Annotated in this window: 13 protein-coding genes; 2 read left to right on the forward strand and 11 right to left on the reverse strand. The window is 66.5% G+C overall.

Annotation, left to right across the window (positions count from 1 at the left end):
• Positions 1-8: 8 nt before the first annotated feature.
• The 6 genes from AC57BR_RS19020 to AC57BR_RS19045 all read right to left on the reverse strand — a co-directional run bounded on the left by AC57BR_RS19020 (position 9) and on the right by AC57BR_RS19045 (position 7,384).
• Positions 9-1,034, reverse strand: coding sequence for a DUF2332 domain-containing protein (locus AC57BR_RS19020; RefSeq protein ID WP_496363406.1), 1,026 nt, complete (start codon positions 1,032-1,034; stop codon positions 9-11).
• A 2-nt stretch (positions 1,035-1,036) separates the two neighbouring features.
• Positions 1,037-1,513 carry a type II 3-dehydroquinate dehydratase gene (gene aroQ, locus AC57BR_RS19025; protein ID WP_377948473.1) on the reverse strand — a complete coding sequence of 159 codons (477 nt, stop codon included), beginning with the start codon at positions 1,511-1,513 and terminating at the stop codon, positions 1,037-1,039.
• Between the two features lie 252 nt (positions 1,514-1,765).
• The gene (locus tag AC57BR_RS19030; protein WP_496363408.1) at positions 1,766-3,967 is read right to left on the reverse strand and encodes an alpha-galactosidase; all 2,202 of its coding nucleotides are present in this window, start codon (positions 3,965-3,967) and stop codon (positions 1,766-1,768) included.
• 133 nt (positions 3,968-4,100) lie between these two features.
• Positions 4,101-5,444 (reverse strand): ABC transporter substrate-binding protein, encoded by a 1,344-nt coding sequence (locus tag AC57BR_RS19035; protein WP_496363410.1) that lies wholly within the window; start codon positions 5,442-5,444, stop codon positions 4,101-4,103.
• 51 nt (positions 5,445-5,495) lie between these two features.
• The gene (locus AC57BR_RS19040; RefSeq protein WP_496363412.1) at positions 5,496-6,425 is read right to left on the reverse strand and encodes a carbohydrate ABC transporter permease; all 930 of its coding nucleotides are present in this window, start codon (positions 6,423-6,425) and stop codon (positions 5,496-5,498) included.
• Positions 6,426-6,436: 11 nt separating this feature from the next.
• Complete coding sequence (locus AC57BR_RS19045) at positions 6,437-7,384, reverse strand: carbohydrate ABC transporter permease (protein WP_496365179.1); 948 nt, start codon at positions 7,382-7,384, stop codon at positions 6,437-6,439.
• Between the two features lie 214 nt (positions 7,385-7,598).
• Here AC57BR_RS19045 and AC57BR_RS19050 point away from each other — a divergent pair, with 214 nt between their 5' ends.
• The gene (locus AC57BR_RS19050) at positions 7,599-8,813 is read left to right on the forward strand and encodes a Gfo/Idh/MocA family protein (RefSeq protein ID WP_496363414.1); all 1,215 of its coding nucleotides are present in this window, start codon (positions 7,599-7,601) and stop codon (positions 8,811-8,813) included.
• Between the two features lie 14 nt (positions 8,814-8,827).
• Positions 8,828-9,847 carry a LacI family DNA-binding transcriptional regulator gene (locus tag AC57BR_RS19055; RefSeq protein ID WP_496363416.1) on the forward strand — a complete coding sequence of 340 codons (1,020 nt, stop codon included), beginning with the start codon at positions 8,828-8,830 and terminating at the stop codon, positions 9,845-9,847.
• 30 nt (positions 9,848-9,877) lie between these two features.
• On the opposite strand, the gene AC57BR_RS19060 is transcribed toward AC57BR_RS19055, so the two are convergent.
• From AC57BR_RS19060 to acs, 5 genes are all read right to left on the reverse strand, one after another.
• On the reverse strand, positions 9,878-10,660 hold the full coding sequence (locus AC57BR_RS19060; protein ID WP_306925696.1) for a DeoR/GlpR family DNA-binding transcription regulator: 783 nt from the start codon (positions 10,658-10,660) through the stop codon (positions 9,878-9,880).
• A 44-nt stretch (positions 10,661-10,704) separates the two neighbouring features.
• On the reverse strand, positions 10,705-11,616 hold the full coding sequence (locus AC57BR_RS19065; RefSeq protein ID WP_496363419.1) for a carbohydrate ABC transporter permease: 912 nt from the start codon (positions 11,614-11,616) through the stop codon (positions 10,705-10,707).
• Positions 11,613-12,584: a carbohydrate ABC transporter permease gene (locus tag AC57BR_RS19070; protein WP_496363421.1), complete on the reverse strand. Its 972-nt coding sequence runs from the start codon at positions 12,582-12,584 to the stop codon at positions 11,613-11,615. The genes AC57BR_RS19065 and AC57BR_RS19070 overlap by 4 nt, the downstream gene beginning before the upstream one ends.
• Before the next feature lie 16 nt (positions 12,585-12,600).
• Positions 12,601-13,911, reverse strand: coding sequence for an ABC transporter substrate-binding protein (locus tag AC57BR_RS19075; protein WP_496363423.1), 1,311 nt, complete (start codon positions 13,909-13,911; stop codon positions 12,601-12,603).
• A gap of 183 nt (positions 13,912-14,094) precedes the next feature.
• Entirely contained in the window at positions 14,095-16,092 is a 1,998-nt protein-coding gene (gene acs, locus AC57BR_RS19080; RefSeq protein WP_496365180.1) for an acetate--CoA ligase, read from the reverse strand.
• Positions 16,093-16,325: the final 233 nt, after the last annotated feature.

Below are 16,325 nucleotides of genomic sequence, written 5' to 3' on the forward strand. Positions count from 1 at the left end.
TCAGCCGGTTACAGCCAGTCCAGGCTTTGGCCGTGCGGGCCGGTGATGGCTACGGGCTGGCCGTTGTGCTGCAGCAGGAAGTTACCCCGAATCCGGCCGGGGTCCATCTCCGGGAGAACCGCGGAGCCGTCCTCCTGGATGATCACCGTCTCGCCCTCATTCGACAGCCAGTGGCAACCGCGGTCATGCGCCAGGCCCTCCGTAGTGGCCCGGAACCTGGCGCGTCCGTCACTGCTGACGTAACCCATGACGGCGCTGTGGAACACCACCAGAGCGGCATCGGCAGGCGCCTGGCCGGCGAGCGACAGCAGTTGTTCGTTCAGGTCGCCGGCCACCAGCAAAGGCGGCTCATCGCGCGCAACGGCTATTGCCCGGCGCAGCCGCTCGCGGCGGAACTCCTGCTCCGGCCAGATCAGCGCCTCAAGCCAAGCGACGTCGTCGGGATTGCGCACGTCCAGCGGATTCAGGTCGATCCCCGCCCGCCACACCACCTCCGGCAAGCCGTCGGGCAGGGGAACCGGGCCCGCTGTGTGGCAGCGCAGGACGGGCGGCTCCGACCCTCCGCCGGACCCACCGGGACCCAGCCGCGTAACGGTCACGCCGTCGTCGAACTCGTAGCTGTAGCGGTCCGGAAACAGGGCAAGCCCGGCGGAGGCGCCCACTTCGATCAGGGCGAGCGGCCTGCCCTCCGCGGCGGCGATCGCCCCGAGCGAGGGAAGCAGGGTGGCACAGCGGCCCACCTCGTTGGTCTGCGTGGCGCGGGACATGACGGTGCGCGAGACCGCCGTCCAGTGCTCGTCCAGGAATGTCCGGAACTCGGAGTACGGGGACACGCCAGCGCCGAGGAAGCGGGCGGCGGCGAGCATCAGCAGGGGCTGGCGCTTGTTGTATGGCCACTGGTCGATCCGGGCAATGAGCTCGGGATCGTCGGCGATGTGCAGCGACCAGTCGGCGTAGCAGGGCGAGGAACCGGGGGCATCAACCGTGCCGAAGTGCCGGTACCAGTCTGCGGTGCCGAGGGCCGCCGCCGGCATGGTCAGGCCTTGCCGGCATTCAGGTCCGCGAGGTACTCCACGGCGAACCGGTAACCCAGAATCCCGGCACCGGCGATCACGGCCTTGCTGATGTCGGAGAGGTAGGAGTGGTGGCGGAATTCCTCGCGGGCGTGCACGTTGGTGATGTGGACTTCCACCGCGGGGAGCTGCACCGCGGAGATGGCGTCGCGGATGGCCACCGAGGTGTGGGTGTACGCCCCGGCGTTCAGCACGATGCCGATGGCCTTGCCCCTGGCGGCGTGGATGGCGTCCACCAGGGCGCCCTCATGGTTGGACTGGAAGCACTCGACGTCGAGCCCGCGGGCGGCGGCCGCGTCCTTGGCGAGCTGCTCGACGTCGGCCAGTGTGGCCGTTCCGTACTTTTCCGGCTCGCGGGTGCCGAGGAGGTTCAGGTTGGGGCCGTTCAGGACAAGGATGGTGCCGCGGCCGGCTTCGGTGGCGGAGGGGGCTTCAGTCATGACTGCAAATCTATCGCGTTGTCCCGCCGGCCTCTGCGGGAGAGGGCTTTCATTACGGCCGGACCGTTGCATGCTCGACGCCGGTCGCCCGGTCGGGCGGCCGCACGACTTCGGTGGGGCTTAAGTGCTCGTTCGCGCTGGGGCGGCGGGGCTTATGTGCTCGTTCGAGGCTGGCTCCGGTGGCCGCAGACACAAGGGGGCACTGGCCCGGGCGGTGTACCGCCCGGGCCAGTGCCCCTTCGACCGGCGCCCCTAGAGGGCCGTGACCTTCAGCACCAGTGCGTGCTCCGGGTTGAGGCTGGGCATCGGGAGCCCCACCTCGGCCAGGAAGCGGCCGCTGGCCTCCGCCCCAGAGGCCAGCCACGCCGGCGGCTGGATCTGGGTGAAGGTGTGGCCGTAGTCGGCGTCGCCGGGGGCCGGGAAGATGGCCTCCACACGGTAGCGGCGTGCCGCCTCGAGCCCGGGCAGGGCGACCCGTCCCAGCTGCTCGGCGAACGAGGTGCGCGTGCTCACCAAGGCGAACAGCGCCGCCGTCGTGCCCGTGGCAACGGAATCCGCAACTCCGGAACCGGTAGAACCCGCCACCACGCCGTGGAGCATGAGCGAGTCGTCGGGGACGTCGGCCCGGACCATCCGGCCGCTGTGGATGAGCCCGCGGTGCTCCTTGTACAGCGCGATGAACCGCTTGAGTTCCTCGCGCTGCTCACCCTGGACCTCCCGCACGTCCCATTCCATCCCGAAGTGGCCGAACAGCGCCGTGATGGCACGGAAGGACAGGTCGTGGGTGCGGGCGGTGGTGTGCGACGTGGTGGGCCCGATGTGCCCGCCCACCAGTTCGGGCGGAACCACCGTGCCGGTCCAGCGCTGGATGGTCTGCCGTTCCAGGGCGTCGTTGCAGTCCGAGGCCCAGATGCGGTCCGTGCGCTCCAGGATGCCCAGGTCCACGCGCGCCCCGCCGGAGGAGCAGCTCTCAATCTCGACGCCGGGATGGGCCTTGCGCAGTTCGTCGAACAGGCGGTAGGCGGCCAGGGTCTGCTCGTGGACGGAGGCGCGTCCTGCATGCCCGTGCTCGGTGAGGTCCCGGTTCTGGTCCCACTTGAGGTAGCTGATGTTGTTTTCGCGCAGGAGGGCGTCGATCCGGTCGAAGATGTACTGCCACGCCTCCGGGTTCACCAGGTCGATGATGTGCTGGTTCCGCCAGGCGAGCGGCAGGCGTCCGCCGTCCTTGTGGGAGGCGGCTGCCGGTCCCACGATCCAGTCCGGGTGCGCCCGTGCCGTGTCCGAGTTGAGGTTGATCATCTCGGGCTCCACCCACAGGCCGAACTCCATGCCGCGGGACGTGACGGCACTGATGAGCGGCGTCAGCCCCTCCGGCCAGAGCGTCTCGTCCACGAACCAGTCGCCCAGGCCGGCGGTGTCGTCGCGGCGGCCCCGGAACCAGCCGTCGTCCAGGACGAAGCGCTCCACGCCGAGGTCGGCGGCGGAGTCGGCGAGTTCGATCAGGGTGTCCAGGTTGTGGTCGAAGTAGACGGCCTCCCAAGTGTTGAGCACCACCGGGCGCGCCTTTCCGCCGCCCGCCGCCGGGAGCACATGGTGCGGGCGCGCACGGAACCAGCTGTAGAACGACTCGCTGATGCCGTCCAGCCCGCGGTCCGAGTAGGCGGCGAAGAGCTTGGGCGTGGTGTAGCTGGCGCCGGGCCCGAGAACCACCTCGGCGGGGCCCAGCAGTTCCGAGCCGCCAATCATCGTGCGCCCGTCCGCGAGGGTGTCCGCGAACTGTTCGTGGTTGCCGCTCCAGGCCAGGTGGGTGGCCCAGACCCGGCCGTGCCGGTTGCCGAAGCCGGCGGTGCCGGCCGCGAACAGCAGCGAGGAATCGTGTCCGGTGCGGCCGTGCCGCCCGGTGCGCACCCAAGTGCCCTGCTGGATGGGCCGGCGCTGGGGGTGCCGTTCCCGGCACCAGCGCCCCGTCAGGTCGAGAAGTTCGACGGCGTCCGGGGCCACCGGGAGGACGGCGGCCAGTTCGTCGAGCTGGAACGGAGTGGTTCCGGTGTTCGTGACGGCGTGGTGCAGTTCCAGCAGGCCGCCGTCGTGGAGGGTGAGAGCTGATTCGACGGTGATGCCGGCCTCGGCATCCTGCTGCACCACGACTGCCGATTTGCCCGTGACGGCGGCATGCACAGCGCGCAGGCGAACGGAGAAGTCCAGTCCGGAGACGCCGTCGGCGATCCGGTGGCCGCGCAGGGCGGGCCGGCCGCGCCAGCTCGAAGACGCCTGGGGGAGCAGCCCCGCCGGGACGGTGGCGTCGATGGCGGAGTTGGGAATGGCCTCGGTGAGGATGGACAGGTCAGGGAGGTCGCTGCCAAGGTCGGCACCCCAGTGGATGACCTCGGCCTCCCCGCTGTTGAAGCTGATCACCAGGCTGGTGCCGGCGGAACGGAGGTGCAGGGGATCCATAGGTAAGTCTCTTTCGTGATGAGCAGATAGAAATGAGGGGTGCTGCGGGGCCGGGCGCGGAGTGCGCGGTTCCGGCCCCGCAGGTGTGGTGCTGCGTGGATGCCTGGACTTTGATTTTCGCCCAGTTGACGTCCTACTTGAAGAGGGAGTTGACCTGGCCGTTGGCGTCGGAGAGGCTGCTGGCGTCCTTCTTGCCGGACAGCACAGCGTCCATCGCCGGCTTCATGATGCCGTCCACCTTCGCGGCCTTGTCCGCGATGGGGAACAGGAAGGTCGTTCCGTCCTTGACGTGCTGCGTGAACGCCGTGACATCGATGCCCTTGGCCTTGAACGCGGCGGCCGCCTTGTCAGAGGAGGTCTTGATGGCCGGGAAGACCACAGCCTTGGACGCCACGACATCCTGGCAGGCGGATGAGGCAAGGTACTCGACCCACTTCGCCGAGGCCACCGGGTACTTCGTGCCGGCAAAGATGGAGTCGGCCAGGCCGTTGAACATGCTGGCACGCTTGCCGTCAGGTCCCTTGGGGGTGGGGGCGATGCCCGTTTCCACGCCCTTGTAGCTGGTGTACTGGCCGATCATCCAGGACCCGTTGGTGTTGATGGCTGCCTTGCCTGCACCGAAGGCGTCCGATACGCTGGCGCCGACTGTGGTTTCAAGCTTGGGCATGTAGCCCTTCTCGGCCAGCCCCGCCCACCACTTGATGGTTTCCTGGAACTTGGGATCGTCGTAGTTGAACTTGGTGCCCCACGGATTCTTGTCCGTATGGGTCCAGCCGGTGGTGCCGGTGAGGAAGCTCCACTGGGTCTGGCCCTGGCCCGAGCCGGAGGATTCCAGGCCGAGTCCGTAGACGGCAACGTTGTTCTTGTCGAAGCCGGGCTCGTCGCCGCGCTTGCCGTTCTTGTCCACGGTCAGGTGCGCGATGGCCTTCTCGTAACTGCCGCCGTCCTGCGGGTTCCAGTCAAGGTTTCCGAGCTGTTCTTCGGTGTAGCCGGCGTCCTTGACGAGCTTCTTGTTGAAGAACATGGCCACGGTGTCCCAGTCCTTGGGCAGGCCGTAGCGCTTGCCGTCCTGGCCCACCCAGAGGTCCGCCAGGCCCTCGTTGTAGCCGTCCAGTTTCACCCCGTCCTTCGCGACGGCGTCGTCCAGGGGGAGCAGCTGCTTCTTGGCGGCGTATTCGGGGTACTTGGACAGGTGGTTGGTGAAGACGTCCGGTGCGGTCCCTGCCACGAAGCCGTTGGTCAGCGTGGTCCAGTAGTCGTCCCAGCCGCGCTGGGTGATCTTGACTTTGATGTCCGGGTTGGCCTTGGTGAAGTCCGAGGCGCACTGCTTGTAGGCGGGGAGCTGGTTGGCGTCCCACAGCCAGTAATTGATTTCGCCCTTGGCCTCGGATGAGCCGGCGGACGAACCGCCGCCGCAGGCGGAGAGGGACAGGGCGATGGCTGCGGCGGCAGCGACGGCGCCGATGGTTTTCTTCATGATGGACCTTTCTTGGGGGTGCGTTTTGCGCGGGTGCACGGGTGGTGGGGGTTACTTGATGCCGGAGAAGCCGATGGAGTTGACCACCTTCTTGCCGAAGGCGAAGAAGAGGAGGAGCACGGGGAGGGCCGCGACGATGGTTGCTGCCATGAGGCCGGACCAGTCCGGGGCGCCCTGCGGGGACTGGGACTTGAACACGCTCAGGCCCACGGTGAGGACACGGACGTTCTCGTCCTGGCCCACGAGCAGCGGCCAGAAGTATTCGTTCCACTGGCCGATGAACGTCAGCAGGGCCAGGGTGGCCAGCGGTGCGGCGGCATTGGGCAGCACGATCTGGAAGAAAATGCGCAGATGCTTGGCGCCGTCCAGCATGGCGGCCTCCTCCACTTCGCGGGACATGTTCAGGAAGAACTGCCGCAGGAAGAAGATGGCGAACGGGGTCATGAACAGGAACGGCAGGGCCAGGCCGGCGAAGGAGTTGAGCAGGCCGAGATTCTTGATGAGCAGGAAGTTGGGCAGCGCGGTGAAGATCGGCGGAACCATCATGGTGGCCAGGAACAGGGCGAAGACCTTGTCCCGGCCGGCCCAGCGGAGCCGGGCGAAGGCGTAGGCTGCCATGGCGCTGAAGAACACCTGGCCCGCGGTGGTCGCCGTGGAGAAGATGACGGAGTTGCGCAGGTACAGCCAGAAGTTGATGTTGGCGCCGGATCCGCCGTCGGCGATGGCTTCCTCGGCGGTCTGCATGCCGAAGACCCGCTTGAACGCGCCCCAGCTGAAGTCCGCGGGCAGGAGGTTCGAGGCGTTGGATGCCAGCGAGTGGTTGCTGGACAGAGCGGTCCGCAGCATCCACAGGAACGGGAGCACGGTGACCAGGAGGGCGAGGATGACGAGTGCCCAGGCGCCGGCGCGGCGCCAGTTGACCGGTTTGCGGGCAGCTATGCTGCGGTTACGGGTCTTGCGATTGAGAATCTGCGTGGTCATGGCGGGGTTCCTTAGTCCAGGTCCGATTCATTGCCCTTGAGGAACTTCATCTGGATGAAGGCCACCAGGGCGAGGATCACGAAGAGAATGACGGAGAGCGCAGAGGCGTACCCGAAATCCGATTCACCGAAGGCTTTTTGGTAGATGTACATCTGGATGACACGGGAGGCGTTGACCGGGCCGCCGTTGGTGGTGACCGCGACGGTGTCGAACACCTGGAAGGACCCGATCACGGTGACCACCAGGACCAGCGCCAGCACCGGACGGAGCAGCGGCATGGTGATGGACCAGAACGTCCTGGTGGGGGAGGAGCCATCCAGGGACGCCACCTCGTAGACGTGGTTCGGGATGGACTGCAGTCCGGCGAAGATCAGCAGGGCCGTGTAGCCCATGTGGCGCCAGACGTTGACGAAGGCGATGGTGGGGATGGCCCACTGCTCACTGCCGAAAAAGGCAATGCGGGGCAGGCCCAGCCAGCTGATGACCTCGTTGACGATGCCCAGCTGGTAGTCGAGCATCCAGAACCAGAGCAGGGCGACGATCACGTTGGCCACGAGGAACGGCAGCAGCAGTGCGCCGCGGATGAACGTGGACTTCGCCACCCGGTGCATCAGGAGGGCCAGGCCCAGGGCGATGACGGTCTGGAAGCCGATGTTCAGGGCCACGTACTGGACCGTGACGCCCATGGCGTTCCAGAACAGCTCGTCGGCGAAAATCGCCGTGTAGTTCCTGACGCCAACCCACTCCGGGTCTCCCAGGATGCTGTACTCGGTGAAGCTCAGGTAGATGCCGCGCAGGGTGGGCATCAGGTAGAAGGCCACAAAGCCGATCATGGCCGGGGCGATAAACAGCAGGGCGATCTTGAGGTCGCCCAGTCGGGTGACACCTCGGCGGATCCTGCCGGGCCGTGCCGGCCGTTGATCACTCCTGGCTGGGGGGTTCTTGGTAAGGGTGGTCATCATCGACCCTTCCTGGGTGTGTGATGGAACTAACAATCGACCACGAATCTACACGAGTAGATCTGGGACCGCAAGGATTATTTCGGGACTGCTTGCGGCGGAAGTTTCTCCAACGTTGCAAGCGTTGACTCGAGTAGATTCAGCTGCAAGACTGTGGCGCAAACATGTATGCGGCCCGGAGAGCGGTGCCGCCTGGGCCTAGGAAGGCAGAACAATGGCGTTTTCAATCGGAGTAGTCGGCGTGGGGCAGTTTGGTGGCCAGTTCGCGCACCTCTTCAACCTCCACCCCGGAGTCAGCGAGGTCTTCGCCGTGGACGAGCGGGCGGACCGTGCGGCCCAGGCAGTCGAGCAGTACGACCTGGCAGGCTCCCTCGGCACATTCGATGAGCTGTTGGCGTCCGACGTCGACGCCGTCGCCATCTTCACGCAGCGGTGGACCCACGGACCGCTGGTGGAGCGGGCGCTCCGGGCCGGAAAGCATGTCTACTCGGCCGTGCCCATGGCCGTCACCGAGGACGAGATCGCGAAGATCATCGACGCCGTCCGGGAGACCGGCAACCTCTACATGATGGGCGAAACCAGCTACTACAACCCCGCCACGGTCTATGCGCGCGAGCAGCACGCGGCCGGCCGGTTCGGGAGGGTGTTCTACGCGGAAGGCGATTACGTCCACGACATGGACCTGGGCTTCTACGACGCCTACCAGTACAGCGGCGGGGAGCGCTGGAAGGAAACCGCCAGCTACCCGCCCATGCTGTACCCGACCCACGCGATTGGCGGCGTCCTCGGTGCCCTACCGGCGCACGCAGTGAGCGTCAGCTGCGTCGGCGTGAAGGACGACCGCGGGGACGGGGTGTTCGACAAGGACATCAGCATGTTCGGGAATGACTTCTCCAACGCCACGGCCCTCTTCGAGCTGAACGACGGCGGTGCCATGCGGACCAACGAGATGCGCCGGGTGGGCTACCCCTCGCATATCCGTGAGTCCCGGTTCCGGTTCTTCGGCACCGAGGCCAGCTTTGAGCAGCTGGCCAAGGTGACGGTGTGGCAGGACAAGACCAGCGTCCACGACATCTCAGAGCAGATGGAGTCACGGCCCAGCGTGCCCCTGGACGATCCGTCGCTTGCCAATGTGGCGCCGGAACTGCGGGACGCCTTCGTGTCCGGGCTGGCGCCGGTGCATGACAGCGACAGGCTGCCGGAGGAGTTCCGCGGTGCCCCCAACGGACACGAGGGCAGCCACCAGTTCCTCGTGGACGACTTTGTCACGGCCGTGAACACGGGCTCGCTGCCGCCGGTCAATGCATGGACGGCCGCAAGGTTCACCCTGCCCGGCATCGTGGCCCATGAATCCGCCCGGCGGGGCGGCGAACGCCTCCCCATCCGCGACTTCGGCGATGCTCCGGCCACGCTCCAGGGCGTGCTGTAGCTAGCATGGACACTATGACCATTCCGGCAGCGCCCGCCCCGCGGACCCAGGTGACCCGCAAGGATGTTGCCCGGTACGCCGGGGTGAGCACCGCCGTCGTCAGCTACGTGGTGAACGGCGGGCCGAAGAAGGTGGCGCCGGCCACCGAAGCGAAGGTCCAGGAAGCCATTCGGCAACTGGGCTACCGCCCCAACGCGGCTGCGCGGGCCCTGAAGCTGGGGTCCAGCGAGACGATCGGTTTGGTCATTCCGGACAACAGCAACCCCTTCTTCTCAATGCTGGCCCACGCCGTGGAGGACGCGGCGGGGGCGCTCGGGTACGCCCTGGTGCTGACGAACTCGGACGGCAACCTGGCCAAGGAGCGCCGGAACATCCGGAACCTGGCAGCCCGGCAGGTGGATGGCGTGGTGCTGGCCAGCGTCCTGTTCGAACCGGAACTGGAGGACCTGGAGGCCGCGGAGATCCCGTCCGTGCTCCTGAGCCACAGCGGCAGCTCGGCAGGGGTCACCACGGTGGGCGTGGACCTGGCGCAAGGTGCGCGCACCGCCGTCGAGCATTTGATCGGTCACGGCCACACCAACATCGGCCTGGCCATGGGCACCACGACCGGAAATGAAGCGGACGCCCGCGAAGAGGGCTGGGTGCAGGCGCTCAGGGACGCCGGATTGCCGGAAGGCCCCATTGCCCGCAGCGCCTTCACCCGGGTTGGCGGCTACGCCGCAGGGAAGCGGTTCCTGGCGTCCGGGCACCGGCCCACCGCCATCTTCGCCAGCTCCGACATGCAGGCCATCGGCATCCTCCGAGCGCTGCACGAGGCCGGCCTGTCCGTCCCGGAGGACATAGCGCTGGTCTCGTTCGACGGTTCGGAGGACGCGGAATACTCCTGGCCGACGCTGACCACCGTGGAGCAGCCCGTGCGGGACATGGCGGAGGCAGCCGTCCGGGCGCTCGTTGGGGCGGACCGCGGCGAGCCCGCACAGCACCGCGTCTTCCCGACGAAACTCCTGGTCAGGCGGTCCTGCGGCTGCCCGTGAGACCGCGCTGCGGTCTAAACCATCCGGAGCCTAAACGAGCCTCAGCCGGCCCACCCGGTCGCGGAGGATCCGCTGGGCGTCGGGGGACAGGCCGGAATCGCAGATCACCTCGTCGGCTTCCTCAAGTTTGGCGATGGTGCTGATCCCCTGGGTGCCCCACTTGGTGTGGTCCGCCAGGACCACCACCTTGCGCGAGGCGGCGATGAACGCCCGGTTGGTTTCGGCCTCCAGGAGATTGGGCGTGGTGTAGCCGGCGTCCGCATCCATGCCGTGCACGCCGAGGAACAGCAGGTCCAGGTGCAGTTGGCGGAGCGCCGCGGTTGCGATCGGGCCCACCAGGGCGTCCGACGGCGTGCGCTCGCCGCCGATGAGGATCACCGTTGAGGCGTGGCGCCCGGACCCCGATGCCGAGGCATGGTGGAAGAGGTCGGCGATCTTCACTGAGTTGGTCACCGCGGTGATCCGGGGGCCGTTGGCGAGTTCCTTGGCCAGCGCCCAGGTGGTGGTGCCCGCGCTCAGTGCAACCGCCATGCCCTCGTGGACGAGGGCGGCGGCTTCCAGGGCGATGGCGCGTTTCTGCGCGGTCAGCTGGGTGGACTTCAGTTCGAATCCGGGCTCGTGTGTGCTGGCATCCCCGGGCAGTTTGGCACCGCCGTGGATCCGCTCCACCTGGCCGCTTTCCTCCAGCATCTCGATGTCGCGGCGCACCGTCATCAGGGACACTCCCAGCTGCTGCGCGAGATCCGATACGCGGACCACCCGCTCGCGCCGGACGGCGTCCACTATGGACTGGTGACGGGCCGCGGGAAGCATCGGGATCCTTTCAGTGGATGAAACCTCGTACTGCCCATCATCGCCTAGCCCTTGCTGGAACCAAGAGTCAGGCCCGCGACAAACTGCCGCTGCAGGAGCAGATAGACGATCAGGGTGGGGATTACCGTGATGACGGCGCCGGCTGCCAGCAGGTTGTAGTTGTTCAGGAACTCGCCCTGGAGGTTGTTGATGGCCGTGGTGACGGGCAGCCGGTCGCCGCTCTGGATGAACAGCAGGGGCCAGAAGAAGTCGTTGTAGATGAAGATGACTTCCAGCGTGGCAAGGGCCGCGAAGGCCGGACGGCACAGCGGCATGATGATTTCCCGGTACTGGCGCCAGATGCCGGCACCGTCCACGAGTGCGGCCTCTGTCAGGTCCGCGGAGAGCGCCTTCATGTAGTTGGACAGGACGAAGGTGCAGAACCCCATCTGGAATGCCATGTTCACCGCGATGACGATGATGTACGTGTTCAGCATGTTGCCCGAATCGCTGAAGGAGTAGGGCACCTGGAAATGCTTGGCCATCTCGAACAGCGGCGCGGCCAGCACCTGGGGCGGCAGCAGGTTTCCCGCCGTGAACATGATGAGCAGCGTGACGTTGAACTTCCAGCCCACACGGCTGACGGCGAACGCCATCATGGACGCGAAGAAGAGCACCAGGAGTACCGCCGGAACGCAGATGATCACCGAGTTCCAGAGGTATTTGGCGAAGCCGCCCTGGGACCAGGCCTGGATGAAGTTGTCGAAGTTGAAGTCGCCGGCCAGGCTGAAGTAGCCGTGTTCGTTGGTCGAGGCGATCGGCCGCAGGGCGGTGAACACGGCCCAGAGCAGGGGGATCAGCCACATGACCGCCATGGCCGTCAGGAAGATGTGCGTGCCGTAGTGCCGTTTCGGCTTGCTGCCGGAGCGTTCGGTTTTCCCGGTCATGGCCGTGCCGGCGGAGACTTTGGCGCTCATGCCCTGTTCTCCCTGCCGAAGGTGCGGCTGAGGTAGAACACAATGGGTACGAGCGAGATGACCAGCAGGACCACCGCGAGGGCGGAGCCGACGCCGATCACCTGGCCTTCGCCCACGAGGTTCTGGATCACCAGGGCGCTGAGGAGTTCCAGGCCGTTGGTGCCGCGGTTGATCACGTAAACGACGTCGAACGCCCGCAGCGATTCGATGATGGTGATGACGACGATGACGATGTTAATGGGCCGCATGGCCGGGAACACCACGCGGAAAAACGTCTGCGCCGCGGTGGCCCCGTCGATGGCCGCGGCTTCCTTCAGGCTCGGGTCAACGCCCTTCAGTCCCGCCAGGTACAGCAGCATGACGTAGCCGGCGTGCCGCCACGTGGCGGCAATCATGGCTGCCCAGATGTTCACCGAGGAATCCCCGAACCAGTCAACGGCCTGCGGCGTCCCCGAGGTTCCGAGCAGGAAGTTCAACAGGCCGTTGTCCCGCTGGTAGAACAGCTGCCAGATGATGCCGATCAGCGCCAGGGACAGCATTACCGGCGTGAAGAAGATGCTCTGGTAGATCCTGCTGCCCCGGATCTGCTGGTCCAGCAGTACCGCCAGCAGCAGGCCCAGCGGCGTGGCCACCAGGGCCAGGAAGGCCAGCCACAGCAGGTTGTGCTGGATGGCAGGCCAGAACGGCGGGTAGTCCTGGGAGATGTACTGGTAGTTGTCGGCGCCTGCCGGCCTGATGTCGGTCAGGGCGAGGCCGTTCCAGCGCGTGAAGCTCAGCCAGACGGACATCACCGTGGGCAGCCACACGAACACCAGCTGGATGAGGGTGGGAATGCCCACCATGAGGGCCAGGACGGCCTTGTCCCTTTTGGAGAGCCGGCGGACCTTACCGCTGCGTACCCGCTTGGCCGGCACCCCGGAGGGCGCCCTGGAATCCGGCGGGACCAGGTCTCTTGCTGCTGCGCTCATGGGAGTCCCCGGACCCCTACTGGGCCGCGTACAGTGACTTGGCCTGTGCCTCAAGGTTCTTGACGTCCATTTTTCCGTCCTTGAGGAAGGTCTGCAGGGCCGGGATCATGACGTTGTTGGCCATGGCGGGCAGGGCGTCACGGTCAAAGAACTGGCTGATGGACTTCGCCTGCGCGATGGTGTCCGCGCATTTCTTGTTCAGCGGCGAGAACTTGGAGGTGTTCGCGCCCTTGGCCGTGGCGATGTTGGAGGCATCCACCGAGGCGTAGATGTCCTGTCCCTCGGGGGTGCCGATGAATTCCATGAACTGGTGCGCGGCCGCGTTCCCGCCGCCCTTGGTGGACAGCAGCAGCCCGTCGATGGGTGCCTCCACCGCATCGCGCCCCTCCGTGGCGATCTCCGGGAAGGCGAAGAAATCGATGTCCTTCAGCACGGCCGGATCCGTGAACTGCTGCGTGACGAACGAGCCGAGCAGGTACATGCCCGTCTTCTTGGCAGCCAGCGCCCGCGCCGCGTCCTGCCAGGTCTGGCCGAGCGCCGCAGGATCCTGGAAGGGCAGCAGGGCGGACCAGGTGTCGAAAACGTCCGTCACCTTCTTCTGGTCCCAGGACTCCTTGTGGGCGCACAGGTCCACGTGGAACTCGTAACCGTTGAGCCGCATGTTGATGTAGTCGAACGTGCCCATGGCGGGCCAGCCGTCCTTGTCTGCAAAACCGATCGGAATGATGCCGTCTGCCTTCATCTTGGCCGCCAGGGTCTTGAGGGCATCGAAGGTTTCCGGCACCTCGTAACCCTTGTCGGCCCACACGCTCTTCCGGTAGAAGAAGCCCCACGGATAGTTGTAGTTGGGGACGAAGTACATCTTCCCGTCCGGGCCGGTGGAGGCCTTCTTCAGTGCGTCGGAGAAGTTGCCGCCGATCTTGCCCCAGACGTCATCAACCGGCGCCAAGAGCCCCTTGCCGGCATAGAACTGCATCCTGTAACCGGCGAACCAGGTGAAGGCGTCATCCGGGGAGCCCTGCAGGTAGGAGTTGATCTTGTTCTGGAAGTCGTTGTGCGGCACCACGTTGGTGCGGACCGTCTTGCCCGTCTTCTGGGTGAAGGCGTCGGTGACCGCCTGGTACGCCTTCTTGGGAACTTCGTCGGAGGAGCCGGAGCCGAACGACAGCCCGGAGGATTCGGAGCCTCCGGCGGATGGTCCGCTGCCTCCGGTGCACGCCGCCAACAGTGGTACGCCGGCCAGGCCGGCGGCACTGACGCCAATAGTCTTGAGGAATGTCCGCCGGGCTGGCCCGGCGCTGGTGGACGCTTCCGGATGTGGTGCCATGATCTCTCCCGGGGATGGAGTCGTGTGACATGTGTCACATATCACTGACTATAACCTCGCAAAAGGGAACAGGAAAGATCGCGAATGAACACCCCGGGGGTTCCGACGGCGGGACGCCCGTCGGGCAGAAAACGCTGGGCCCGCCCGGTGTTCCGGACAGGCCCTGCGTCAGCTCTGATGCGCCTACTTCTTCAGTGACGCGGCGATCTGCTGCATGACGGTGTTGTCGGCGAGGGTGGTGGCGTCTCCGACGTCGCGGCCTTCGGCGACGTCCTTGAGGAGGCGGCGCATGATCTTGCCGGACCGGGTCTTGGGCAGTTCGGGCACCACGAGGATGGTCTTCGGTTTCGCGATCGGTCCGATTTCCTTGCCGACGTGGTTGCGGAGGTCCTGGACGATTTCGTCGCCGGAGTCCACGGCGTCGCCGCGGAGGATGACGAACGCGACGACGGCCTGCCCGGTGGTTTCGTCGGTGGCCCCGACGACGGCGGCCTCGGCCACGGCTGGGTGGGACACCAGGGCGGACTCGATTTCGGTGGTGGAGAGCCGGTGCCCGGAGACGTTCATGACGTCATCCACCCGGCCCAGGAGCCAGATGTCGCCGTCCTCGTCCTTCTTGGCGCCGTCGCCGGCGAAGTACATGGTTTCGAAGCGCGACCAGTAGGTGTCCTTGAACCGTTCCGGATCGCCCCAGATACCGCGGAGCATGGCCGGCCAGGGTTCGCGGATCACCAGGAATCCGCCGTGCCCGTCCGGGACCGAGGCGCCGTTCTCGTCCACGACGTCCACGGCGATGCCGGGCAGCGGCACCTGCGCGGAGCCGGGCTTGGTGGAGGTCACGCCCGGCAGCGGGGCGATCATCTGGGCGCCGGTTTCGGTCTGCCACCAGGTGTCCACGATCGGGGCCTTGTTGCCGCCGATGACGTCGCGGTACCACATCCACGCCTCGGGGTTGATGGGTTCGCCCACGGAGCCCAGGACCCGGATGGAGGAGAGATCGTACTTGTCCGGGATGTCCCGGCCCCACTTCATGAAGGTGCGGATCGCGGTGGGGGCGGTGTAGAGGATGGAGACCTTGTACTTTTCCACGATCTCCCACCAGCGGCCCTGGTGCGGGGAGTCCGGGGTGCCCTCGTACATGACCTGGGTGGCGCCGTTGATGAGCGGCGCGTAGGCGACGTACGAGTGCCCGGTGACCCATCCGACGTCGGCCGTGCACCAGTACACGTCCGTTTCCGGGTGCAGGTCGAACACCGCCTTGTGGGTGTAGGCGGTCTGGGTGAGGAAGCCGCCGGTGGTGTGCAGGATGCCCTTGGGCTTTCCGGTGGTGCCGGAGGTGTACAGGATGAACAGCGGATGTTCGGAGTCATGCCCGACGGCGGTGTGCTCGGCTGACGCCGCGCCGACGGTGTCCGCCCACCAGTGGTCCCTGCCCTCGTGCCAGTCGACGTCCTGGCCGTTGCGCTTGACCACCACCACGTTCTGCACGGTGTGGCCGTCCTGCTCGAGGGCTGCATCCACGGCGGACTTCAGGGCGCTGGGCTTGCCGCGCCGGTAGGTGCCGTCCGCGGTCACCACGAGCTTGGCTTCGGCGTCCTCGATCCGGGACCGCAGTGCGTCGGCGGAGAAACCTCCGAACACCACCGAGTGCACGGCGCCGATCCGGGCGCAGGCAAGCAGCGTGATCACGGCCTCGGGGATCATCGGCAGGTACACGGCCACCCGGTCGCCCTTGGCCACGCCGAGGGACTCGAACGCGTTCGCGGCCCTCTTCACCTCCTCGGTCAGCTCGGCGTAGGTGTAGGAGCGGGAATCGCCGGGTTCGCCCTCGAAGTAGATCGCGACGCGGTCGCCGAGGCCGTTCTCCACGTGCCGGTCCAGGGCGTTGTAGGCCGCGTTGACCTCGCCGCCCACGAACCACTTGGCGAACGGCGGGTTCGACCAGTCAAGCGCCTCGGTGAAGTCCTTGTTCCAGGTCAGCAGTTCGCGGGCCTGTTTCGCCCAAAATGCGGGCCGGTCAGCTGCTGCCTCGGCATAGACGTCGGCGCCCACCACGGCGTTGGCGGCGAAGTCCTCGGAAGGGGCAAACTTGCGGTTCTCATGCAGCAGGTTTTCAAGAGCATCGCCCTGCTGGCTGGGGGTGGCAGCGGTGGCCGTCGAGCCGGGGGTGTCCTGGGACATGGTGAACCTCATCATTCATCGATCTTTGCTGCGCGGTGCGCCGGTCCCGGCCGTTGCCCGGCCGGCGCACGGCGGCGGGCAACGGCCCGTCACGGACAAACCGCAAAGAGCTGTTCCGAAACCAGACTAGCGCTTCCGGCATCGGCGCGTGGGCCGCGTCACACGACGGGCCGTGAGCGGTGCCCATTTAGCGGTGAACGGTTCCATGCCAGAGCTGTGCGGTTTCTGTGGGC

Source organism: Arthrobacter sp. BGA-UO-ETr-C19 (assembly GCF_059568005.1).